We start from the raw sequence: 22,881 nt of genomic DNA on the forward strand, positions 1-22,881 counted from the left end.
GCCAACCCAGAAAATTACCTGCCATGGAATTATCTAGAAAATAGTGAGTAACGGCTGACTTGCTTTCCAAAAAAGACTGAATTGGGCTAACCGCCCAAGTCAAACTATGCAGCCGTAAGCTCACCGAGCAACTACAAGCAAAAGCGGCAAAGCGTTTAGCAGCATTGAGCGCACGCATTCCCACGCAGGAGCATGGGAACGAGGGGCTGGTGTCTGGGAACGAGGGATTAGCGTCTGAAAATGCGGCACTCCCACATCCCGATTTTCCAAGCGCGTTTGAATTTAATGAGAAACTAGGCTGGGTGCCCTTGGGGTGGGAGGTTAAAGATTTAAGTAATCTACTCGAAGTAAAATATGGTAAAGATCATAAAAAATTAGATGATGGGAAGTATCCAGTATATGGATCAGGCGGTTTAATGCGTAAGGCTGAAAAATATCTTTATGAGGGAGAGTCAGTACTTATTCCAAGAAAAGGAACGCTGACTAATATTATGTATGTTAATGAACCATTTTGGACCGTAGATACTATGTTTTATACGATCCCTAAGTTACAAAATGTTGCTAAATTTTCTTTCTATCATTTAAAAACTCTTGATTTTACAATGATGAATGTAGGTTCCGCCGTCCCTAGCATGACAACTAAAGTACTTAATTCATTACAAGTTATTAGTCCTACATCAGAATTATTGCAAAAATTTGATGCGATTATATCTACTTATCATGCGGGTATTCAGCAACGCGCTATTCAAAATATCGAATTAACCAAACTCCGCGATACCCTGTTACCCAAACTGATTTCCGGTGAACTGCAAATCCCAGCCACCGAACCTCGTTCCCACGCTCCGCGTGGTAATGCGTAGCAGTTGGTAGTGTGCAAGAAGAATTCCCACGCTCCGCGTGGTAATGCGTAGCAGTTGGTAGTGTGCAAGATGAATTCCCACGCTCCGCGTGGTAATGCGTAGCGGTTGGTAGTGTGCAAGATGAATTCCCACGCTCTGCGTGGTAATGCCTAGAAGTTAGTGGAACATGGTAATGCATAGGAGTAAACAATGGGACGTAGCCGTTATAAAATTACTCAGGTCGATGCACCGCATTTTATTACGTTAACGGTGTTGCATTGGATACCTGTTTTTACGCGACCAGAAACCGTCGCAATTATACTTGATTCATTATCCTTTCTAATGCGTGAGGGTTTAAAGGTACATGCTTACGTTATTTTAGAAAATCATTTGCATCTAATCGTACAAAGTGAACAACTGGATAAGGATATTACGCGTTTTAAATCATTTACAGCGCAACAATTGCTTGCTTATTTAAAGCAACATAATGTGAAAACAATATTGGAACAATTGGCGTTTTATAAAAAGGCGCATAAAAGTGATCGTGAATATCAATTTTGGCAAGAGGGCGTGCACCCTGAGTTAATTCAGAATGAAGCGATGATGTTACAAAAGATTGAATACATTCATCATAATCCTGTTAAACGCGGATTTGTTGATTTACCTGAGCATTGGCGATATTCCAGTGCAAGAGATTACCAAGGCGAAGCTGGGCTGCTTGAGATAGATAAAAATTGGTAGAAGAACTTCGTTCCCACGCTCCGCGTGGTAATGCGTAGCAGTTGGTAGTGTGCAAGATGAATTCCCACGCGGAGCATGGGAACTAGAAAATTCACACCTCGTTCCCACGCTCCGCGTGGTAATGCGTAGCAGTTGGGAGTGTGCAAGATGAATTCCCACGCGGAGCATGGGAACTAGAAAATTCACACCTCGTTCCCACGCTCCGCGTGGTAATGCATAGCGGTTGGTAGAGTGCAATCTGAATTCCCACGCAGAGCATGGGAACTCAGAGCATTTTAGAACGAAGTGCGTATCGGATTGACTTGAAAGCATTACCGCCTCTAAATTCGCCCGAGAAGGAATATTAAATGACAGAAAAAACAGAAATTTATCAAACCGAAGATGGTGCATTACAAATATCTGTAATGATGGATCAAGAAAGTGTTTGGTTATCTCAAGCACAGATGGTGAGTTTATTGGGTCGTGATAAGTCTGTTATTTCTCGGCATATTAATCACGTATTTAAAGAAGGTGAACTTGAGAAACAAGCAGTTGTTGCAAAATTTGCAACAACTGCCGCTGACGGGAAAACCTATCAAGTAGATTATTATCATTTGGATGTCATTATTTCTGTCGGTTATCGCGTTAAATCTCAGCAGGGAACGCGTTTCCGCCAATGGGCAACTAAAACATTAAAACAGCATTTATTACAGGGCTATACGATTAATCAACAGCGTTTTGATAAAAACGCCAAAGAGTTAGAGCAAGCTTTAGCCTTAATTAATAAAGCATTAATATCATCTGATATTAGCGCCGATACAGGTAAAGGGTTGGCTGAAATAGTTAGCCGATATACGCAAACATTTTTATGGTTGCAACGTTACGACGAAGGTTTATTAGAAGAGCCAAACGGACAAAACGGCGGCGAACTGCTTACGCATGTTCAAGCTATGCAAGCGCTAAACGAGCTAAAAGCACAATTAATTGCCCGAGGTGAGGCGACTGAGTTATTTGCTCTACCCCGAGGTGATGGCTTATCAAGTTTATTGGGTAATTTAGAGCAAACTGTTTTCGGTGAGCCTGCTTATCCAACGATTGAAAGCAAAGCCGCGCATTTATTATATTTTGTGGTAAAAAATCACCCGTTCTCTGATGGTAATAAACGCAGCGGTGCCTTTTTGTTTGTCGATTTTTTACATCAAAATAAACGATTATTTAATGAAAATGGTCAAGTGGTCATTAACGACACTGGCTGCACTCACCTTGTTAGTGGCAGAATCTGACCCTAAACAAAAAGATACCTTAATTCGATTAATCATGAATATGTTGTCTCAAAGCTGTTAACAACAGGACGTTATTAAATGAAATTCACTGAAGCCAAATTAGAACAAGCGATTATTGAACTGCTCGGCGAACAGGGTTATCCGCACCTCAATGGCGCAGAGCTAAAACGTAATAACCATGACGTGTTGATCAAAGACGATCTGCGCGCTTTTTTAGCTGCGCGTTATCAGCATGCAGGCATAACCGATGGCGAGATTGAATTCATTATTCGCAAATTAGAAACCTTGCCTGCCAGTGATTTGTACGACAGCAATAAAACCTTTTGTAAATGGCTCAGTGATGGCTTTCTATTAAAACGTGAATCGGGTAGTAAAGCGGGTAGCGCCTCGCAGAAAGACTTGTATATTCAGTTGGTTGATTTCGATAATTTGCATTCCCACGCGGAGCATGGGAACGAGGGATTAGCTTCGCATGGGAACGAGGGATTAGCCTCGCATGGGAACGAGGTTATTGAGTCGGAGCTTCAGTTTGATATAGCAGCTGAAAATAGAGCGAGTTATTCAGCTGGTGGCAATGACAGCAATATCTATCGCATGGTTAATCAGCTAGAGATTGAAGGGGCAACAGGCGAAAAACGTATTCCCGATGGTATTTTATATCTCAATGGGTTGCCTTTGGTGGTCTTTGAATTTAAAAGCTCTATCCGTGAACAGGCTACTATTCATAGTGCCTTTGAGCAACTTACTATTCGCTATCGCCGCGCTATTCCACAACTGTTTGTGTTTAATACGTTTTGTGTGATCAGCGATGGCGTTAATAATAAAATGGGTAACCTGTTTTCTCCCTATCAGTTCTTTTATTCTTGGGGCAAGGTCACGGGGAATGAGTTGGTGGCGCAGGACGGGTTTAATTCGCTGCATACGATGTTACAGGGTTTATTCGATAAGGCGCGTCTGCGCGATGTGATGCGCAATTTTATCTATTTCCCCGACTCTAATAACGAAAGGGGCAAAAAAGAGATAAAAATCGTGCCACGTTATCCGCAATATTATGCGGCTAAAAAACTCTTTGAAAATATCAAACTGCATCAAAAACCGATTGGTGATGGTAAAGGTGGTACCTACTTCGGTGCAACGGGTTGTGGTAAGAGTTTTACCATGCAATTTTTATCGCGTTTATTAATGAAAAGTGTCGAGTTTAAAAGCCCGACCATTGTCTTGATCACTGACCGTACCGATTTAGATGATCAGCTTTCGCAACAGTTCGGCAACGCTAAAACTTATATTGGTGATCAAACCATAGAAACGGTACAAAGCCGCAGCCATCTGCGTAAGCTTTTAAAGGGGCGTAACAGTGGCGGTTTGTTCTTAACCACTATCCATAAATTTACCGAAGATACCGAGCTTTTGACGGATCGCTACAATGTTATTTGTATCTCCGATGAAGCGCATCGTAGCCAAGTTAATCTCGACCAAAAAGTGGTGGTTGATACTGACAAAGGCACTATTAAGAAAACCTACGGCTTTGCTAAATATCTGCATGACTCACTGCCAAATGCGACCTATGTTGGTTTTACTGGTACACCCGTTGATGCCACTTTAGATGTATTTGGTCAGGTTGTGGATTCTTATACTATGACCGAATCAGTGAAAGATGAAATCACCGTGCGCATTGTTTACGAAGGGCGTGCAGCGAAGGTTTGTTTGAATAATAGTAAATTGAGTGAAATCGAAGCCTATTATAAAGAATGTGAAGATGCAGGCAGTAATGAACTACAGATAGAGGAAAGCAAAAAAGCCACGGCGAATATGAATTCGATTTTAGGCGATCCTGACCGGGTTCGCGTGTTAGCCAGTGACTTTGTTGAACATTATGAAAAACGTCTTGAGGAAGGCGCTACGGTCGCAGGAAAGGCGATGTTTGTGTGTAGCTCGCGCACCATTGCTTATCAGCTTTACCAAGCAGTGAAATTATTGCGTCCTGAATGGTTTGTGGAGGTGGACACTGACAATGCAGCTGAACTCAATGACAGCGAACGCCAGCGTGCAATCACCGATGGCCGAGTTGCAGCACCTTCTGAACGAGTCAAAATGGTGATGACGCGCGGCAAAGATGATGTTGAAGCACTATATAATCTGCTTGGTAGTAAAGATCAGCGTAAAGAATTGGATAAACAGTTTAAAAATGCCAATTCCAATTTCAAAATCGCGATTGTTGTGGATATGTGGCTAACCGGATTTGATGTGCCATTTTTAGATACCATGTATATTGATAAACCGATTCAAAAACATAGCCTTATTCAAACTATCTCGCGAGTTAATCGCCAGTTTGCAGGCAAAGATAAAGGATTAGTAGTCGATTATATCGGTATTAAATCGGCGATGAATAAAGCCTTGGCGCAGTATTCCAAAACCGATGAAAGCAATTTTGAAGATATAGCCGCTTCAGTTATCGAGGTGAAAAATCACTTAGATCTGCTTGCTCAACTGTTTCATCTATTTGATTCATCAGCTTACTTTACAGGCGAAGCTGTTGCGCAACTAAATTGTTTAAATCATGCCGCTGAGTTTGTGTTGGTGACTGAGAAAAAACACAAACGCTTTATGGATTTGGTTAAACGTTTAAAAGCAGCTTATGACATTTGTTGTGGTAGTGAAAAATTCAACCAGAAAGAGCGTGATCATATTCACTTTTACTTAGCGGTGCGCTCTATTGTATTTAAGCTAACCAAAGGCGAAGCACCTGATACCGCACAGATGAATGCAAAAGTCCGCGATATGATTGCCGCAGCGCTACAAAGCGATGGTGTGGAGGAGATATTTAAACTCGGTAATGAAAGTGGTGGTGAGATTGATATCTTTAATGATGATTACCTTGAAAAAATCGGCAAAATTAAACTACCGAATACCAAAATCCAGCTACTTAAGCAGTTATTAGCTAAAGCGATTGGCGAGCTTAAAAAAGTGAATCAAGTGCAAGGCATAGACTTCTCCAAACGTTTTCAAGCCTTGGTTGAACGCTATAACGAACGTAAAGAAGAAGATGTATTGGTCAGTAATGTACTGGAAGATTTTTCTGAAAGCATGGTTGAACTGATTTATGGCGTTAAAAAAGAGATGAACTCAGGCGATGAGTTAGGCATCAACTTTGAAGAGAAAGCCTTTTACGATATTTTAAAATCATTAGCCGTGAAATATGACTTTGATTACCCTGAAGATAAGCTCTTGGAATTAGCCAAAGAGGTTAAAAAGGTCGTTGATGATAAAGCACAATTCACCGATTGGAGCCATCGTGATGATATTAAAGCCAGCTTAAAAGTTGCTTTGATATTGTTGCTCGCTAAATATAAATACCCACCAATCAGTCGTGATGAAATCTACAAAGAGATTTTCGAGCAAGCAGAGAATTTTAAAGCGAACAGGGTGTAATAGCAATCGTAATCACTAGCGGATCTATTTCACTTGCTAAAATTGCTTATTTTTTGTTGAAAGTTTCGTAAAGGGAATAACCGTTTACATCAACTTTCGCCTCAACCTAAAGTATCTTTGCTGGGGGAAATTTACATCACATGGCTAATACGATTAATGGTATAACGACTTTCAGTGGTTTTAAATCAGAGGATTATCCTTTTCCAATTCAGCACACATACTTGCAATCGCCAGCGAAAATGCTGAGCGGATAACTTGTTCTTGTCTTGCCATATATATATTGTAAAAGTTAATATCAGCATCCTCATCGGCGGGTGATATTTCCAACTGAACCATCCCCATTTTTTCTATTGCATGTAATTTTTTCATTGTCTCTAATGTCTCAGGGGAAGTGAAAGAAAATTCTCGACTATCCCTATTTAACTGATCACGCAATTTGATTAAACGCTCCATATCTTGATAGACATCTTGAGAGATAATCCCTAAAGCATAGAGCAACTTTAAGCGGACCATTAAATCAGCTAAAGGGCCGGCCGTATTTAATAAAGGCTCCACTGCATACTTAACAGCATGATCATCTTTGCGAAAAACTCGTTGAACAAGTCTATCAACTGAAGTCTCAAAGATGGCAACTGCTGTAAGCACAGATCCGCGCACTGATCCTGCTTCATTCAATCGATCAATAATATCTAAATCATCTTCCTGTTTTGCCATAATTTTTATATCTTCAATATGATTCAGCATGTTGCTATATGCAAAATAGTCAGGCATCGACTCTAGAATAAACAACGCGTAGTCGAATAAAGTGGGCAATATACTCTATTCAGTTATAAGCATCCAGTTATTGCGTCTTTCAATAAAACATCTTAATTAGTCGGGCGTAACTGAAAACTTACTGTGCTGCTGAAGCTGATTTGTGAGTCTTGAAGTGGCGGTTATAACGTCATGTATTGGGTTCATCTTTAATTAAAGGGTGTTTTTTAACTTAGAAAACATTGCTTTATTAAAATAGAGATATTTTAACTTTGATATCCCTATTTTTAATTTAAGATGATTATTCAGCCGCTTTAAGATCTTGATAAGCTGTTTCAACACGTGCCACTTGATCGCTATTAATATCTAAACCACTGTAATGCGCTAAGGTTGCTTTCAAACCCTCTTTTGCGAACATAGCCTGCAATTCAACTGCTTGCGGGTCTTCATCACACTTGTATAAGAAAGCTGCAGCAATCCCTTTAATTAAGTGATCATTAGGTAGGTTGTACTCTAATGTGCCATTTAACGGTTTGATTAGACGATCTTGTGGGCTTAATTTACGGATCGGTTGGCGACCAACACGATCAACTTCATCGCGTAGATAAGGATTAGCAAAGCGACCTAGAATCTTTTCGATGTAAGCTGCGTGTGCGGTCGGATCAAAAGCGTAACGACTGATAAGCACGGCACCGCTTTCCTGCATTGCCGCTTTAACATCAGCACGGATCGCGTCATCTTCAATTGAATCTTTGATTGTTTCATGACCGGCTAATACCCCGAGGTATGCGGTGATCAAGTGACCGGTGTTTAAGGTAAATAATTTACGTTCAACAAAGGCCATTAAATTGTCGGTTTTTTCCATACCTGCAATGTCAGGAATTTCACCTTTAAACTGAGTCTGATCGACAATCCATTCACTGAATGTTTCAACGGTGACCGCTAATGGATCTGTTTCACCTTTTTCAGCTGGAGGTACAATACGGTCAACTGCAGAATCAACGAAACCAACAGTCTCTTCAGCTTGTGCATGTAACGCTTTATCAAGGTGCTTAAATACCGCTTCTTTTAGTTGGCTAGTGCCACGGACCATGTTTTCACAGGCGATAATGTTTAAGGGCGTTTTATTACCGTTTTTAAGACGCAAGGTAATACCATCCGCCACTGTTTTAGAAATGATATTTAAAACCGTAGGGCCAACCGCCGTTGTCAGTAAATCTGTTTCAGCAATAAGTTTAATAACTTCAGGGCTTGTTGAGTTAATTGCGCTGACATGAGTTACTTTTTCTACAACACATTTTTCACCTACAATTTTAACGTCATATTCATTGCGCTCATTAAGTGCATTAACCACTGTTTCATTAACGTCTGCGAAGGTAACCTTGATGCCTGCATCTGCTAATAGCTTGCCAATAAAACCTCGGCCTATATTGCCAGCGCCAAAATGTAATGCTTTCATAATTATGATTTCCTAAATTTAAAGAGTTTAAAACTAGCTTATAGAGTACGACCCAATTTGGAGCCGTACTCGAAGAAGTTATTGACCTAGAATTCGCAGCACATCTGCGGGATCAACTGTTGTTTTCAAACACTTAATCGCTTCTTCATCATCCAGTGCATTAGTGATAGCGGTGATCACATTAATATGTTGGTCACCTTGCGCTGCAATGCCGATAACAAGTGTTGCAACATCATCTTCATCTTCACCCCACTGAATTCCATCAGGGTACTGACAAAAAACGATACCGGTTTTTTGCACGAATTGTTTGGTTTCAATTGTGCCATGCGGTACGGCAATGGACTCACCCAGATAAGTGGATACCAATTTTTCTCTGGCAAACATACCTGGTATATATTCAGGAGTTACATAATTAAGCTTAACGAGCTGATCGCCCGCCAACTGAATGGCTTCTTCTTTAGTTTTTGCTTTTAGGCCCAAGAAAATATTTTTTTCAGTGAGTTTTAGCGTATTAGCTGACTCTTCAACGACCTCTGTTTCTACTTGAATAGTCGCTGGCGTGCTGCTGGCTGCCAACAATTCTGCTACCAAATTTTCATATAGCGCATTATCTAAGAAGTTAGAAAGTGAAATATGGTGTGCATTCGGTGCGTGTTTTAGTGCACGCTCTGTTAGGTCTTTATGTGTCACCACAATGTCGACATCATTAGGCAGGTCATTGATCGCGAGATTGGTTACTGAAATATCTAAGTTTGCTGCGAGCACTTTTTTACGTAGTAAACCTGCTCCCATCGCACTTGAACCCATACCCGCGTCACAAGCGACGATTATCTTAGTCACACGTGCCATATCAATTACTTTTGCCGCAGTGATACCTTTAGAAGCCGATTTCATTTCATTGATTGCACTACTTGCTTTTTCCAGTGAATCCTCATCTTCTGATATGTCTGCCTGTGTTTTCATTAATACTGCTGCCACAGCAAATGAAACCCCTGCGGATGCAATAACAGAAATTACAACACCCACCATAGACGCTTTAGGTGTCATTAATAAAACAGCAAAGATAGAACCAGGTGATGCTGGGGCAATAAGACCTGCATCAAAGACAGTGAGGGTAAATACACCGGTCATACCACCGGCAATAACGGCCAGAATAAGACGTGGGTTCATTAGTACATAGGGGAAGTAAATCTCATGAATACCGCCAAAGAAATGGATAATAGAGGCACCAGCAGCCGATTGTTTTGCCGTACCTTTACCAAAGAACATATAAGCGAGTAAAAGCCCCATACCCGGACCTGGATTAGCTTCAATTAGGAAGACAATTGATTTACCGAACTCATCTGCTTGCTGAATGCCCAAGGGAGTGAACACACCGTGGTTGATGGCATTATTGAGGAATAATATTTTAGCAGGTTCAACAAAAATCGATGTCAGTGGTAGCATGCCCGCATTAACTAGAAAGTGAACACCTGCAGCTAAACCACTAGATAAAGCTTTTACAAAGGGACCGATTAACCAGAATGCAAGCATCGCACAAAGCATACCAATAATGCCGGCAGAGAAGTTATTCACCAACATCTCAAAGCCACTTTTGATTTTGCCGTGAATGGCAGCATCAAACTTTTTAATTGCCCAGCCGCCGAAAGGACCGACCATCATCGCTCCCATGAACATCGGGATATCTGTACCGACGATAACACCCATTGTTGCCACTGCACCGACAACGGCACCGCGCTCACCACCAATCAATTTACCGCCTGTATAACCAATCAACAGTGGCAGTAGGTAGGTGATCATTGGGCCAACTAGACCTGATAATGTTGCATTTGGCATCCATCCCGTTGGAATGAATAGTGCGGTGATAATACCCCATGCGATAAATGCGCCGATATTGGGCATCACCATATTGGATAAGAACCGTCCAAAATTTTGAACTCTCATTTTTGTGCTCATATTAAACTCCATATATTGTGCGATAACGCATTTTGTTAATGGTTTGTCAAAACTTCTGATAAAGAACTAATTGAAGTTAGCACAAAAAATGATATTCCATTTTGTTGGGGACATTTTCGCAATGGCTATCACAAAATCCATCTATTAAGGAGTCGGAGGCGGACTTGAGTCACATAATCTTGGTGTAATTTAAATACAAATGACATTAAAGAGGCTGTCTAATGGTGTTTTATGTCTTAGGTCACATTTTTGATTGTTTTGTTGCTTCGTGAAAGGTGATGCGAGTCACCTTTGTGGGTTGTTTGTGGGTGTTGGTTGTCGAGAATCGTGATCGGTGTCGCCTTTGTCTTTTTCCGTAGGCAGAGTTAAGCGTAAAAAGTTTGCTTATTAAATCCATTTTGTAATTAAATTACAAAGACATTAATTGTGCAAATAACCGATGAAGGCTTGGATTTCTATTAAATAAGGCGATAAATTGACTTGGCTTAACCTTTGCTTGGCTACTTATTTTTGTTATTGAGAAAGTCTGCTCGCTTTTGATTACGGCTTTGTTTCTCATACTCGGCCTAGTTTCGGACTAAGTGTGAGAAACACGATTAGATCTCAAACGCCAGCCAACAATTACCCAAAGCCTCAACTGAAGCCGTTGAGATAAACGTTGGCGCTTACTGTTGGTTTTCTTCCTTTAACCAAATTGCTACCTGCTTAGCAAAGTAAGTTAAAATGCCGTCTGCTCCTGCACGTTTAAAGCACAATAGCGACTCTAAAACGGTTTCTCTCTCTTTCAGCCAGCCATTGTCAATGGCTGCTTTGTGCATCGCATATTCACCGCTGACTTGATAAGCAAAAGTAGGCACCTGCAGCTCACTTTTCACGCGACGCACAATATCTAAATAAGGCATACCCGGTTTAACCATCACCATATCTGCGCCTTCTTGAATGTCTAAGGCTGCTTCATGAATCGCTTCATCGCTGTTGGCGGGATCCATCTGATAAGTTGACTTATTAGCGCCTTTTAGATTAGCGGCACTGCCGACGGCCTCGCGGAATGGGCCGTAATAGTTCGATGCATATTTAGCGCTATAGGCCATAATCTGGGTATTGATGTACCCCGCATTTTCGAGGGCATGGCGAATGGCACCGATACGTCCATCCATCATATCTGAAGGGGCGACGATATCTGCGCCTGCCTGCGCATGTGATAGTGCCTGTTTGACCAAAATCTCTGTGGTCAGATCGTTTAATACATAACCAGATTTATCAATAATGCCGTCTTGCCCATGGATGGTAAAAGGATCAAGTGCCACATCGGTGATCACCCCAAGTTCAGGACAAGCTTCTTTAATATGCATGACCGCACGTTGTACTAGTCCATCACTGTTGTAGGCTTCCTCAGCCATTTCTGTTTTGAATGCGTCAAGGACTACAGGAAAAAGCGCAATAGCAGGGATGCCAAGAGCCACGAGTTCCTTGGCTTCTAGTACTAAGAGATCCAGTGATAAGCGTTCAATGCCGGGCATTGAAGTTATACTTTCACGGCGATTTTTGCCCTCTAAAATAAACATCGGGTAGATAAGATCATTGACGGACAGTTGGTTTTCGGCCACTAAACGGCGTGAAAAATCATGTTTACGTAAACGGCGTAAACGGCGTGCGGGGAAACTCTGAGAAATTATCATGGCTATTCCTATTAAAATGAACGGATCAAAGGGTCGCTATTTTGCTTCTGTTTACTCACCACTAATATCGTCTTAGATACTAAAAAAATCTTTACTGGTTTTGATACTGTTGCGAATTAAAAGCGCAACAGGCTGATCTCTTGCCTGTGCAATAGTCTCTGCTATATGAGGTAAATATTTGGGTTCATTACGGCTTGACTTAGGTTTTGGGCGTAGTGAACGCGGTAGCAAATAGGGTGCATCGGTTTCAATCATTAAGCGATTGTCGGGAATAAGTTTAACTAGTTCGATAAGTTCACTGCCGCGCCGCTCATCGCAGATCCAGCCGGTAATACCGATATGTAGATCCAGTTCAAGGGCGCGCTGTAAATCACTTTCATCACCCGTAAAGCAGTGTAAAACCGCATTCGGGAGTTGTGTGCGATAAGGTGTTAAGAGCTCGATAAAACGTCGGTTGGCATCACGCTCATGCATAAAAACTGGCAGCTGCAGTTCAACGGCAAGTTCAAGCTGCTGCACAAAGGCATATTCCTGTTCTGCCGGTGTTGAATAGTTGCGGTTAAAGTCTAATCCACATTCACCAAGTGCTTTCACTTGTGGGCTTCGCGCTAACTTTTTAAGGGCGGCTAAACTGCGTCCATTAAAGCTGCTCGCATCGTGGGGATGAATGCCTGTTGTCGCGTAGAGAAAATCGGGGGCCGTTTGCGCGAGTGCCACCGCTTCTGAGCTACTGGCTAGATCAGTAGCAGTGATAATCATCCCGGTAAGACCTGCTGCTTTGGCATTATCTAGCACTGTGTCGAGATCTTTGTGAAAACGTTTATTGGTCAGATTGACGCCAATATCTATCATAGTTAAGCCACTCTATTTGTGAATATGTTGTTCGCTTTCTTGTGGGACGTAAAAACGGCTAAACAGTAATCCCAGTTCAAATAAAATAAGCATAGGCAGCGCAAGTAATGTCTGCGAAATAACATCAGGGGGAGTTAATAACATGCCTACGACAAAGGCGCCTACTACAATGTAGGGGCGTTTTTCTTTTAATTGTTTGGGAGTCGTTGCGCCTGTCCAACACAAGACTAATGTTGCAATCGGGATTTCAAAGGCTAACCCAAAGGCAAAAAAAAGTTTTAATACAAAGTCGAGATAACTGCTGATATCGGTGGCAATAACCACCCCTTCGGGTGCTGCACTAGTAAAAAACGAGAACACTAAAGGGAATACCACAAAATATGAAAATGCCATACCCAAATAGAAGAGTAGGGCACTGCTTATCACTAAAGGGGCAATTAATCTGCGTTCATTTTTATATAAACCCGGCGCAATAAATGCCCATACCTGATGCAGTATGGCTGGAATGGCGATAAAAATGGACAGCACAATGGTTAATTTTATTGGCGTAAAAAAAGGCGTGGCGACATCCGTTGCAATCATACTTGAGCCCGCCGGTAGCTTACTGGTTAAGGGGATGGCGATATAGTGGTAAATGTCATTAGCGAAATAGACTAAACCACAAAATAGGGCGGTTACTATTCCTACCACTCTGAGCAGGCGGTTACGCAGCTCTAATAAATGAGAAAATAGGGGTAAGTTATCTTGAGTGTTTTTCTTACTGCTTCCCTCTGTAGTCATTCACTTTTGTCCTCTTTTTGCGCAGATGCAACAGTGTGAAGGTTATTTTTTTCGACCCGCGTATTATTCCTTTGCGTCGTTGACGAGTTAATCTCTTGATCCTTGGGCTGATAGGGGCGCGTGACCTCTTGGGTTGTTTTTTTCATTTCATCAATCGATTGCTGCAGTTGGGGATCGAGATCGCTTAGCCCCTGCTTGCTCGCTTTTATCATCTTCGCATTCATCTCATGCAACTTTAGCTCTTGCGAAAGCTCCGTTTTTACGGCGTGGGCCATATTTTTAGCGGTATTAATGGCACGCATTACGCTACGAATGGCGGTGGGCAAACGTTCCGGACCTAATACAATAAGGCCTATTATAGAGATAAGTACTATCTCCCAAAAACCGATATCAAACATTTTATTTACAACCTTTTATTAGGTCTGATTTACTGTTTTATTTTTTCGTGTCGTTGCTCTGCGGATCTATTTTGCTTTGCTCATCCGGTTTATGTTCAGCGTCAGGTGTTGCTTTGTTTTCCTCTTTCATCGCTTTTTTAAATCCTTTTATCGCATCTCCTAGATCACCGCCAATGCCACGTAATTTTTTTGTGCCAAAAAGTAAAACTACAATCACTGCAATAATAACTAACTGCCAAATACCGATGCCACCCATAATATATTCCCTTTGTTGTCGCTGTTTTTAGTCTTTAATGAGTTATAAAAAAATCTATTGTTTATTGGAATGACGCCATGCCACTAACCAAGTAAAAAAACCGGGAAGAGCACACAGTAGCGCAAGTTCTCTGTCTGATAATAGATACGCTAATGCGGATATTAGGGTTAAAGTGATACTTATTCCAATATAGAAATGATTTTTATTGTTTTTTTGCTGCTGCTGATTGATAGAAGCGGTTAGTTGCGCGAGTTGTTGCTGTTGTGATTTTACCTGAGATAGATTGTGATAAATAAGTTCAGGCAATTCAGGTAGTTTTTCTAGCCAAAAAGGCGCTTTCTGTTTGATTGAATTAAATAGCGCTTTGGGGCTTATCTGCTCTTTCATCCAGTTTTCTAAGAAAGGTTTGGCGGTATCCCAAAGATCTAACTGCGGGTACAACTGTCGCCCTAATCCCTCGATATAAAGCAGGGTTTTCTGTAATAACACTAATTGCGGCTGCACTTTCATATTGTAACGACGTGCGGTATTAAAGAGGTTGATTAATACTTGTGCAAAGGATATTTCAGACAGTGGTTTTTCAAAAATGGGTTCACAAACGGCGCGAATAGCAAATTCAAACTCTTCCACGGGGGTATCGGCAGGCACCCAACCTGAATCAACGTGAAGCTGTGCAACCTGACGGTAATCACGGTTAAAAAAGGCCAAAAAGTTTTCCGCAAGATAGCGTTTATCTTCTTTATTGAGGGTGCCAACAATACCACAGTCAATGCCTATCCACAGTGGATCTTCGGGATGTTCATAAGAGACAAATACATTACCTGGGTGCATATCTGCATGGAAAAAGCTGTCTCGAAATACCTGCGTAAAAAAAGCTTCCACCCCGCGCTCAGCAAGGAGTTTTAAATTAGTTCCTTGGGCTTTAAGCGAGACTATATCGGAAACAGGGATTCCGTAGATTCTTTCCATTACCAATGCATTTTTAGTACAGTAGTCGGGATATATTTCTGGCACGTAAAGCAGTTTTGAATTTAAAAAGTTGCGCCGCAGCTGAATCGCATTTGCACCTTCGCGCATCAAATCTAACTCATCAATAATCGTCTTCTCATATTCATGTACGACTTCAATGGGGCGCAGACGATCCGCGTCTTTTAAGAAACGCTGTGCTAACTGCGCAATCCAACGCATTAATTGCAGATCCGCCTGAATGGTTTTTTCAATATTTGGCCGAATCACTTTGATCACCACCTCACGACCATCCTCAAGCAAGGTTGCTGTGTGCACTTGGGCAATTGATGCCGATGCAAGGGCATTAATATCAAAGTTGGCAAACAGCTGTTCAATCGATTTCCCAAAGGAGCTTTCAATGACTTTTATCGCCTGTTCACCACAAAATGGTGGTACATTATCCTGCAGGTGGGCGAGTTGATCTGCATAAACGGGTGGCAATAGATCGCGCCGAGTTGATAACATCTGCCCGAGCTTAATATAGATAGGCCCGAGCGTTTGTAAGCTTAGGCGTAATCGTTCTGGCAAGCTGATCGTTTTATGCTTGCGGCGGATCCAAAAAAAACACAAACGCATTAAGTGATAAGTAAAAGGGATCTGGTCTTTTGTTAATAAATCAATTAACCCATATTCAACCACGTTCTTATTGATCTGATAGAGGCGGGAAAGCTCTTTAAATTTAATCATTAGCGATTCCGTATTGTTCAATTTTGCACAAACATTGTGTCATGCGCGTTTCAAGTAGTGCGCATTGTTTTTCAAGCTCACTCACTTGCTCACAAAAATAAGCCACTTGTAATGGACCCGGTGCCAATCTTAACTCTTCGCTAATAAATTCGGCACACTGTTGTTCTATTTTTTGCTGTTGTTGTGATAGGCCTTGTCGGCATTGTTTGACGTGATAGCAGAGTTTATGTGCTAATACATCACCGACTTTAGAAGACAGCAACTCTTCCCAATCAATCTCCATTGCCATTAACAGCTGTGCAAATTTCTGCGCTAGTTGAATATCCCCTTCAACTTCAAGGCGCTCGCTTTTAATTAAAGCGGTAAGCTGGTGGTTATTGTGGAGCTCTTTTAACGCGGAGATATTTAAACGGATAAAGCAGTCTGTTTGCCCTTCATAGCGTGCCAAAACATCAATGTGTTGTTTACTAATAACAAAGTAGAGTGGCTTATTTAGCTCTTTTAACATAACGGCAATCACTATGCCATCGAGTACTTTGCGCTTATATACGGCAGTTGAATCAAGCTGCTGTAATTGATTAATCGCAGTTTCGAGTAAACCACACACTAAGTTATCTAAAGGCATTGTTTTCCCTCTTTATTTCCTTTGGTATCAGTATTTATAACCACGATGCAGGGCAACAATGCCGGCGCTAAGGTTAAAATATTCAGTATCTTCAAAACCGACATTCGCCATCATCTCTTTAAGCGTCTCCTGATTAGGGTGCATGCGGATACTCTCGGCAAGGTAGCGATAACTCTCACTGTCATTGGCTATCAATTTGCCAAGTTTAGGCAAAACATTAAAGGAATAAAAATCGTAAAATTTACTGAGCGGTTTATAAATAGGTTTTGAGAATTCTAATACTAAGAGCCGCCCACCTGGCTTTAAGACCCGATAAATAGAGGCTAACGCCTTGTCTTTATCGGTCACATTACGTAAACCAAATGCGATAGTCACTATATCAAAGAAGTTATCGGGGAAAGGTAATTCCTCGGCATTCGCCTGAATATAGTCAACATTACCGACAATTCCCATGTCGCGCAATTTACTACGGCCCACTTTAAGCATTGAGTCGTTAATATCGGCTAAAACAACTTGTCCTGTTGGACCAACAATGCGTGAAAATTTAGCCGTTAAATCTCCGGTTCCACCGGCAAGATCAAGTGCTTTTTGGCCTTTGCGAATGCCCGAACAGTCGATAGTAAAACGTTTCCAAACACGGTGAATACCCAGTGATAAAACATCATTCATGACATCATATTTGGTCGCGACAGAGTGAAATACGCCTGCCACTAACTCTGCTTTTTTATCTTCTTGTACTGTTTTGAAACCAAAATGAGTAGTGTTTTGTTGTGCCTTGTTCATCTTTTTCCCTTTTTTTGTTATCGGGCATTGTAGCTAAAATGAGAGTCAAGATGATACCTGATTTAATCTCAAAGAGGATATTTATTGTTATTTGTAGGGCGACTCTTTAACTGCTCGCATTAATAAGATCAGTGAATTGTTTGTTTTTTACGTTATAATTCCTACTTAAATAAATCTCGCGCTATTTATTTTCGAATGCTTAGTTCGTTAATTTAAGTTTCTTAAACATCACTTTTTGGAATATATCAATGCTAAAAAATATTAATCCAACGCAAACCGCTGCATGGTCTGACTTACAGGCTTTATTTGCTAAACATGAGAAGATGGCGATGTCGGATCTTTTTGCAAAGAATCCGGATCGCTTTAAACAGTTTTCTCGTCAGTTTGAAGATTCCCTGCTGGTCGATTTCTCTAAAAACTTAATTACCGAGGAAATTTTAGGAAAATTAGTCGAGCTTGCTGAGCAAGTTGATCTAAAAGGGGCCATTAAAGCACAATTTTCGGGTCAAAAAATCAATGTCACTGAAGGACGTGCGGTATTGCATAGCGCGTTACGTAACCGTAGCAATACGCCAGTAATGGTCGATGGCATAGACGTTATGCCAAAAGTAAATAAAGTGTTAGCGCAGATGAAAGCTTTTTGTGCAAAAGTACACTCAGGTGAATGGAAAGGTTATACCGGTAAAGCCATTACAGATATCGTTAATATCGGTATTGGTGGCTCAGATTTAGGTCCGTTTATGGTGACCGAAGCATTACGTCCTTACAAGGTTGAAGGTATTGATGCGCACTTTGTGTCTAATGTCGATGGTACACATATTGTTGAGACGCTTGCTAAACTTGATCCAGAAACAACCTTGTTCTTAGTGGCTTCAAAAACTTTTACTACACAAGAAACGATGACCAATGCCCATAGTGCACGTGACTGGTTCTTGAGTTTCGCTCAAGATGAAGCACAAGTTGCCAAGCACTTTGTTGCACTATCAACTAATGCATCTGCCGTTTCTGAATTTGGTATTGATGTTGATAATATGTTTGAATTCTGGGATTGGGTTGGTGGTCGTTATTCAATCTGGTCTGCAATCGGTTTATCAATTGCATTAACAATTGGCTTTGATAATTATGAGGCTCTGCTTGCTGGCGCACATGATATGGATAAGCATTTTGCTGAAACTGATTTTGAAAATAATATTCCCGTGATCCTCGCCGTTATCGGTATTTGGTATAATAATTTTTATGGTGTAGAGACTGAAACTATTCTCCCATATGATCAATATATGCACCGTTTCCCAGCCTATTTCCAACAAGGTAATATGGAATCAAACGGTAAATGTGTCGATCGTAACGGTAATCCTGTGACTTACCAAACGGGCCCTATCATTTGGGGTGAGCCTGGTACAAATGGTCAACATGCGTTTTATCAGCTAATTCACCAAGGTACAAAATTAATTCCATGTGATTTTATTGCTCCTGCAATTAGTCATAATCCTGTCGGTGATCATCATTCTAAATTAATGTCTAACTTTTTTGCGCAAACAGAAGCATTAGCCTTTGGTAAAACCAAAGAGCAAGTTGAAGCAGAATTCATTGCTGCCGGTAAAACTGTTGCAGAGGTTGCTCATCTTGTACCGTCTAAAGTTTTTGCGGGTAACAAACCCACTAACTCTATTTTAGTTAAACAAATTACGCCAAAAGTTTTAGGTCAATTGATTGCGATGTATGAGCAAAAAATATTTACTCAAGGCATTATCTGGAACATCTTTACTTTCGATCAATGGGGTGTTGAACTAGGTAAACAACTGGCAGGTCAAATTTTACCTGAATTAACAAATAGCGACGCAGTACAAAGCCATGATTGCTCAACTAATGGTTTGATTAATACTTGGAAAGCGTGGAAATAGTTTACATAAACTATTGTAAACAAAGCTAAGTCCGACGGTGTTAATTATTTACACCGTTAAACTAGAATCCTGACCCTGCTATAACAGGGGCGGGATTTTTTTTATCATAACGATTATTTTGTTGTTATCTGATTAAACATATCAATAACCTGTTGAGCACTGATATCAGCCATAATATGGTTGCCTTTCGCCCTTGCACTCCACGGTAATTCGCTTAATGGTTTTTTGTGCTGCGCCTGTACATGTTTTTCATAAACACTGATAAGCGTTTCTTCGCTTAGATAAGGCCTTGTTCTGTTTGGGTTACTATGCCCATATAAACCTATCACGGGGGTACCTTGCGTGGTTGCGATATGCGCGGGTCCTGAATCGGGTGCCAGTATCAATTTGGCTTCTCGGATAACCGCTGTTAATTGCTTTAGTGAGGTCTTGGCGATTAAATTAGTGACATCTTCTGCCATCAGCCCTTGAATATCATTGCCGAGTTTTACTTCTCTTGCGGCTGGTGATCCACATAATACAACTTGAAATCCTTGCTGTACTGCATAGTCAGCAACAGTGGCATAACGCTCTGTCAGCCAGTTGCGTTCATCTTTACTGGCGGCCGGTGAAATAACAAACAGCGGTTTATTATCTTGGCGTAGTTGTTGTGCAAATTGGACGTCGGCATCCGCTAATGGAATATTCCAGCTAGGCGTGGTTTTCTGTATCCCCAAAAAGTAGGAAAATTCAAAGAAGCTATCTAATACGTGGGTCGACGAAGTATCGGCAATTTTTCTGTTGGTAAATAACCACTGTCCCTCTTTAGCGCGTTTACGATTAAAGCCTACCTTATATTTAGCCTTGATACCGAACGCTAGTACACTGGCTCGTATTGCCAGTTGCATATGTAATAGTGCGTCAAACTTTTGTTCTGCTAACTGCTTCCAAATCGCTTTCATCCCTGAAAAACCGCTTGATTTATCAAATATAATGACCTTCACACCAGGCAAATCATGAAGCAGCTGCGCTTCTATTTTCCCCATGATCCAAGTTATTTTGGTTGTTGGCCAGTGTTTTTGAATTGCCTGTATTACTGCAACTGCGTGGCAGACATCACCAATTGCAGAGAGGCGTAATATACAAATTGATTTTGGTGCGGTTGTAAATAGAGGCATAATCCAGCCATTGGTTAGTTATCATTTGCCAAGTATACAATAATCAAAAGATTTTTTGGTCAGCTATTGTTAAACTTAAGGGCATCAAAGTAATAATATACGCCGAGTAAAAAATGATTCAGACTATCCATGTAGATAACATTTATGTTCAATATGATGATCAACTTATGCCAAAGGATGTGTTTGATTGCTTCTCTTCTGGTTTTTGGCAACAGCAGCAAAAAATTATAGGCTCAGCACAGGGAAGGGGAACAACTTGGTTTGTGCAGTTAGATAGAGTGCAGGCCGCCCTCCGCCATTATCGTCGCGGAGGGCTCTTTGCTAAAATCGTATCGGATCATTATTTTTTTATTAACTGGGGAAAAACACGCAGCATTGCTGAGTTTAATTTATTAGAAGTATTAAACCAGTCGGGAGTCAATGTACCTAGACCGATAGCGGCTAAAGTACAAAAAAAAGGTTTTTTTTATCAGGCAGATATTTTATCTGAAAAAATCCCTGAGGCAGCCGATTTGCTAGATATCTTACAACAACGATCTTTAACCATTCAAGAATATCAGGCAATCGGTTTACAGATAAAAAAGATGCATCAAGCGCAGGTTAACCATACGGATCTAAATATTCATAATATTTTATTAGATAAAACAGGTAAAGTTTGGTTGATTGATTTTGATAAATGTTATCAACAGTCTAGTAAAAATTGGCAAGCAGCTAACCTTGAACGTTTATTAAGATCCTTTAATAAAGAGTTAAGAAAACGCGCAATAAAGTGGCAAGCATCTGATTGGCAGTATCTAATCGCGGGGTATATGGCTTAACTGTTTTGTAATCAATTGGAAATTGTAAAAACTTGGCCCTGCTAAGCTGGGTTTTATTAATGCAGTAAGCCCAAGTAAATTCTGATCGCCTACTTTTTCCTGTCCCTCCAGAAAGCCGATACCTGCAGGCCCGATTAAAATTAATATCTCTCCCATGGTGCCTGCAATGTAAATAGTGCCGGTAATCTTAATACGCAACAGTATAAAACGTTTAGTATCATTAAAAGAGCTGAGGGATCTATTGTGCGAATGAATTTTTTAATGGCAAAACTAAAATCAAGGGGGCGAGGCATCAAAGGGGCTAAAATTGGCATGGGCATTAGCTAGCTTAGACTGAGGAAAGAAAGCAAAAGTTGTATCATATCAATATGTAAACGATATAATGCAGGTTATTTATTTTTATGTTTTGAAATTGTGTATTAACGAAAAGAGTGAAAGATGCAGCCTAAACGTTATTTAATGTATATCTCACAAAATTACTCTTATGCTGTTTTGAGGCCTATACAAAAAGAAGCTTTACGGCAAGGCGCTGAGGTTGCATGGTTTTTAGAAGGTCGAGAAGTTAATGAGCAATACCTAAAAGAGGATGAGAGCAGATTAAAAACAGTTGATGATATTATCAACTGGCAGCCCGATGCTGTTTTTGTACCTGGCAATGTAGTCCCTAATTTCATCCCGGGGATAAAAGTAGGTGTTTTCCATGGTTTTGATGCCGGGAAAATTAACCGCAAAGGTATCGAAGATCACTATGTGATACGTAATTGTTTCGATCTTTATTGCACTCAAGGTCCACATACAACTAAACGATTTCAGTCATTAGCAATAAAACACAAAACATTTTCAGTAGCAGAAACAGGGTGGCCTTCAATCGATCCCTTATTTACAGCAATTAAAAATAACCCTTATATTGATAAAAGAGATTCTAGAAAAACCGTTTTAATGTGCTCTACTTTTTCACGTAACTTGTCCTGTGCTCCTATTGTTTTTGATAAAATCAAAGAACTTTCAAAGTCAGGAAAATGGCGTTGGTTAATACAATTTCATCCCAAAATGGATAAAATAATAGTTGACCAATATAAATCATTACAAAATGATAATCTGCAGTTTGTCGAAACGGACGATGTTTTACCATTATTACAGGCCGCGGATGTGATGTTATGCGATACCTCTTCCGTATTGATCATGTACTTATTACTGCGTATGCCTGTTGTTACATTTAACAATCAGACAAAAAATAATAGTTTGCTTAATATTGAGCAGATTGACGAAATAGAATCAGCAATTGACTATGCATTAACCTACCCGGCAGTCCTTATGCAGAAGATTGAAGCTTATTGTCAAAAAACACATCCTTATCACGATGGAAAATCCAGTAAACGTGTCATAGAGGTAACCGATAAATTGCTCGTTGACGGTTTATCTCCTGTAATAAAAAAGCCTTTTAATTTTATTAGGCAATTAAAATTAAGAAAAAAATTGAATTATTGGAAATGGTGAA

The 22,881-nt window shown here is 40.6% G+C and carries 19 protein-coding genes; 7 read left to right on the forward strand and 12 right to left on the reverse strand.

Annotation, left to right across the window (positions count from 1 at the left end; genetic code table 11):
• Positions 1–209: 209 nt before the first annotated feature.
• The 4 genes from KSO91_RS09050 (at position 210) to KSO91_RS09065 (ending at position 6,271) form a co-directional block, all read left to right on the forward strand.
• Positions 210–860: a restriction endonuclease subunit S gene (locus KSO91_RS09050; RefSeq protein WP_238742633.1), complete on the forward strand. Its 651-nt coding sequence runs from the start codon at positions 210–212 to the stop codon at positions 858–860.
• Positions 861–1,049: 189 nt separating this feature from the next.
• On the forward strand, positions 1,050–1,580 hold the full coding sequence (locus tag KSO91_RS09055; protein WP_238742634.1) for an REP-associated tyrosine transposase: 531 nt from the start codon (positions 1,050–1,052) through the stop codon (positions 1,578–1,580).
• Positions 1,581–1,927: 347 nt separating this feature from the next.
• On the forward strand, positions 1,928–2,842 hold the full coding sequence (locus tag KSO91_RS09060; protein WP_238742635.1) for a virulence RhuM family protein/type II toxin-antitoxin system death-on-curing family toxin: 915 nt from the start codon (positions 1,928–1,930) through the stop codon (positions 2,840–2,842).
• A gap of 78 nt (positions 2,843–2,920) precedes the next feature.
• Positions 2,921–6,271 carry a type I restriction endonuclease subunit R gene (locus tag KSO91_RS09065; RefSeq protein WP_238742636.1) on the forward strand — a complete coding sequence of 1,117 codons (3,351 nt, stop codon included), beginning with the start codon at positions 2,921–2,923 and terminating at the stop codon, positions 6,269–6,271.
• Positions 6,272–6,451: 180 nt separating this feature from the next.
• On the opposite strand, the gene KSO91_RS09070 is transcribed toward KSO91_RS09065, so the two are convergent.
• From KSO91_RS09070 to ubiE, 11 genes are all read right to left on the reverse strand, one after another.
• Positions 6,452–7,084, reverse strand: coding sequence for an MltR family transcriptional regulator (locus KSO91_RS09070; RefSeq protein ID WP_238742637.1), 633 nt, complete (start codon positions 7,082–7,084; stop codon positions 6,452–6,454).
• Positions 7,085–7,325: 241 nt separating this feature from the next.
• Positions 7,326–8,483 carry a mannitol-1-phosphate 5-dehydrogenase gene (locus KSO91_RS09075; protein ID WP_238742638.1) on the reverse strand — a complete coding sequence of 386 codons (1,158 nt, stop codon included), beginning with the start codon at positions 8,481–8,483 and terminating at the stop codon, positions 7,326–7,328.
• Between the two features lie 78 nt (positions 8,484–8,561).
• Complete coding sequence (locus tag KSO91_RS09080; protein ID WP_275113953.1) at positions 8,562–10,439, reverse strand: PTS mannitol transporter subunit IICBA; 1,878 nt, start codon at positions 10,437–10,439, stop codon at positions 8,562–8,564.
• A gap of 665 nt (positions 10,440–11,104) precedes the next feature.
• Positions 11,105–12,118: a porphobilinogen synthase gene (hemB, locus tag KSO91_RS09085; protein ID WP_238742639.1), complete on the reverse strand. Its 1,014-nt coding sequence runs from the start codon at positions 12,116–12,118 to the stop codon at positions 11,105–11,107.
• Between the two features lie 72 nt (positions 12,119–12,190).
• Positions 12,191–12,970 (reverse strand): TatD family hydrolase, encoded by a 780-nt coding sequence (locus tag KSO91_RS09090; protein WP_238742640.1) that lies wholly within the window; start codon positions 12,968–12,970, stop codon positions 12,191–12,193.
• Positions 12,971–12,982: 12 nt separating this feature from the next.
• The gene (tatC, locus tag KSO91_RS09095; RefSeq protein ID WP_238742641.1) at positions 12,983–13,750 is read right to left on the reverse strand and encodes a twin-arginine translocase subunit TatC; all 768 of its coding nucleotides are present in this window, start codon (positions 13,748–13,750) and stop codon (positions 12,983–12,985) included.
• Positions 13,747–14,148: a Sec-independent protein translocase protein TatB gene (gene tatB / locus KSO91_RS09100; protein WP_238742642.1), complete on the reverse strand. Its 402-nt coding sequence runs from the start codon at positions 14,146–14,148 to the stop codon at positions 13,747–13,749. The genes tatC and tatB overlap by 4 nt, the downstream gene beginning before the upstream one ends.
• Positions 14,149–14,185: 37 nt before the next feature.
• Complete coding sequence (tatA, locus tag KSO91_RS17885) at positions 14,186–14,404, reverse strand: twin-arginine translocase TatA/TatE family subunit (RefSeq protein ID WP_238742643.1); 219 nt, start codon at positions 14,402–14,404, stop codon at positions 14,186–14,188.
• A 54-nt stretch (positions 14,405–14,458) separates the two neighbouring features.
• A complete protein-coding gene (gene ubiB, locus KSO91_RS09110; protein ID WP_275113954.1) occupies positions 14,459–16,099 on the reverse strand; it encodes a ubiquinone biosynthesis regulatory protein kinase UbiB in 1,641 nt (546 codons plus the stop codon).
• A complete protein-coding gene (locus tag KSO91_RS09115; RefSeq protein WP_238742644.1) occupies positions 16,092–16,724 on the reverse strand; it encodes a ubiquinone biosynthesis accessory factor UbiJ in 633 nt (210 codons plus the stop codon). The genes ubiB and KSO91_RS09115 overlap by 8 nt, the downstream gene beginning before the upstream one ends.
• A gap of 27 nt (positions 16,725–16,751) precedes the next feature.
• A complete protein-coding gene (gene ubiE / locus KSO91_RS09120; protein ID WP_238742645.1) occupies positions 16,752–17,507 on the reverse strand; it encodes a bifunctional demethylmenaquinone methyltransferase/2-methoxy-6-polyprenyl-1,4-benzoquinol methylase UbiE in 756 nt (251 codons plus the stop codon).
• Positions 17,508–17,755: 248 nt separating this feature from the next.
• On the opposite strand from ubiE, the gene pgi reads away from it, so the two are divergent.
• Entirely contained in the window at positions 17,756–19,408 is a 1,653-nt protein-coding gene (pgi, locus tag KSO91_RS09125) for a glucose-6-phosphate isomerase (RefSeq protein ID WP_238742646.1), read from the forward strand.
• 113 nt (positions 19,409–19,521) lie between these two features.
• Here pgi and KSO91_RS09130 read toward each other — a convergent pair whose 3' ends face one another.
• Positions 19,522–20,565, reverse strand: a complete 1,044-nt coding sequence (locus KSO91_RS09130) for a glycosyltransferase family 9 protein (protein WP_238742647.1) — start codon at positions 20,563–20,565, stop codon at positions 19,522–19,524.
• Positions 20,566–20,678: 113 nt separating this feature from the next.
• Here KSO91_RS09130 and KSO91_RS09135 point away from each other — a divergent pair, with 113 nt between their 5' ends.
• Complete coding sequence (locus KSO91_RS09135) at positions 20,679–21,383, forward strand: 3-deoxy-D-manno-octulosonic acid kinase (RefSeq protein WP_238742648.1); 705 nt, start codon at positions 20,679–20,681, stop codon at positions 21,381–21,383.
• A 438-nt stretch (positions 21,384–21,821) separates the two neighbouring features.
• Positions 21,822–22,880, forward strand: a complete 1,059-nt coding sequence (locus KSO91_RS09140) for a CDP-glycerol glycerophosphotransferase family protein (protein WP_238742649.1) — start codon at positions 21,822–21,824, stop codon at positions 22,878–22,880.
• The last annotated feature ends 1 nt before the right edge of the window (position 22,881 follow it).

Source organism: Psychromonas antarctica (assembly GCF_022267535.1).
GTDB lineage: Bacteria > Pseudomonadota > Gammaproteobacteria > Enterobacterales > Psychromonadaceae > Psychromonas > Psychromonas antarctica.

Coding starts and splice junctions, on each gene's coding strand:
- KSO91_RS09055 (WP_238742634.1), top strand. CDS start 1,050: ATGGGACGTAGCCGTTATAAAATTACTCAGGTCGATGCACCGCATTTT.
- KSO91_RS09060 (WP_238742635.1), top strand. CDS start 1,928: ATGACAGAAAAAACAGAAATTTATCAAACCGAAGATGGTGCATTACAA.
- KSO91_RS09065 (WP_238742636.1), top strand. CDS start 2,921: ATGAAATTCACTGAAGCCAAATTAGAACAAGCGATTATTGAACTGCTC.
- KSO91_RS09075 (WP_238742638.1), bottom strand. CDS start 8,483: ATGAAAGCATTACATTTTGGCGCTGGCAATATAGGCCGAGGTTTTATT.
- KSO91_RS09080 (WP_275113953.1), bottom strand. CDS start 10,439: ATGAGCACAAAAATGAGAGTTCAAAATTTTGGACGGTTCTTATCCAAT.
- hemB (WP_238742639.1), bottom strand. CDS start 12,118: ATGATAATTTCTCAGAGTTTCCCCGCACGCCGTTTACGCCGTTTACGT.
- KSO91_RS09090 (WP_238742640.1), bottom strand. CDS start 12,970: ATGATAGATATTGGCGTCAATCTGACCAATAAACGTTTTCACAAAGAT.
- tatC (WP_238742641.1), bottom strand. CDS start 13,750: ATGACTACAGAGGGAAGCAGTAAGAAAAACACTCAAGATAACTTACCC.
- tatB (WP_238742642.1), bottom strand. CDS start 14,148: ATGTTTGATATCGGTTTTTGGGAGATAGTACTTATCTCTATAATAGGC.
- tatA (WP_238742643.1), bottom strand. CDS start 14,404: ATGGGTGGCATCGGTATTTGGCAGTTAGTTATTATTGCAGTGATTGTA.
- ubiB (WP_275113954.1), bottom strand. CDS start 16,099: ATGATTAAATTTAAAGAGCTTTCCCGCCTCTATCAGATCAATAAGAAC.
- KSO91_RS09115 (WP_238742644.1), bottom strand. CDS start 16,724: ATGCCTTTAGATAACTTAGTGTGTGGTTTACTCGAAACTGCGATTAAT.
- ubiE (WP_238742645.1), bottom strand. CDS start 17,507: ATGAACAAGGCACAACAAAACACTACTCATTTTGGTTTCAAAACAGTA.
- pgi (WP_238742646.1), top strand. CDS start 17,756: ATGCTAAAAAATATTAATCCAACGCAAACCGCTGCATGGTCTGACTTA.
- KSO91_RS09130 (WP_238742647.1), bottom strand. CDS start 20,565: ATGCCTCTATTTACAACCGCACCAAAATCAATTTGTATATTACGCCTC.
- KSO91_RS09135 (WP_238742648.1), top strand. CDS start 20,679: ATGATTCAGACTATCCATGTAGATAACATTTATGTTCAATATGATGAT.
- KSO91_RS09140 (WP_238742649.1), top strand. CDS start 21,822: ATGCAGCCTAAACGTTATTTAATGTATATCTCACAAAATTACTCTTAT.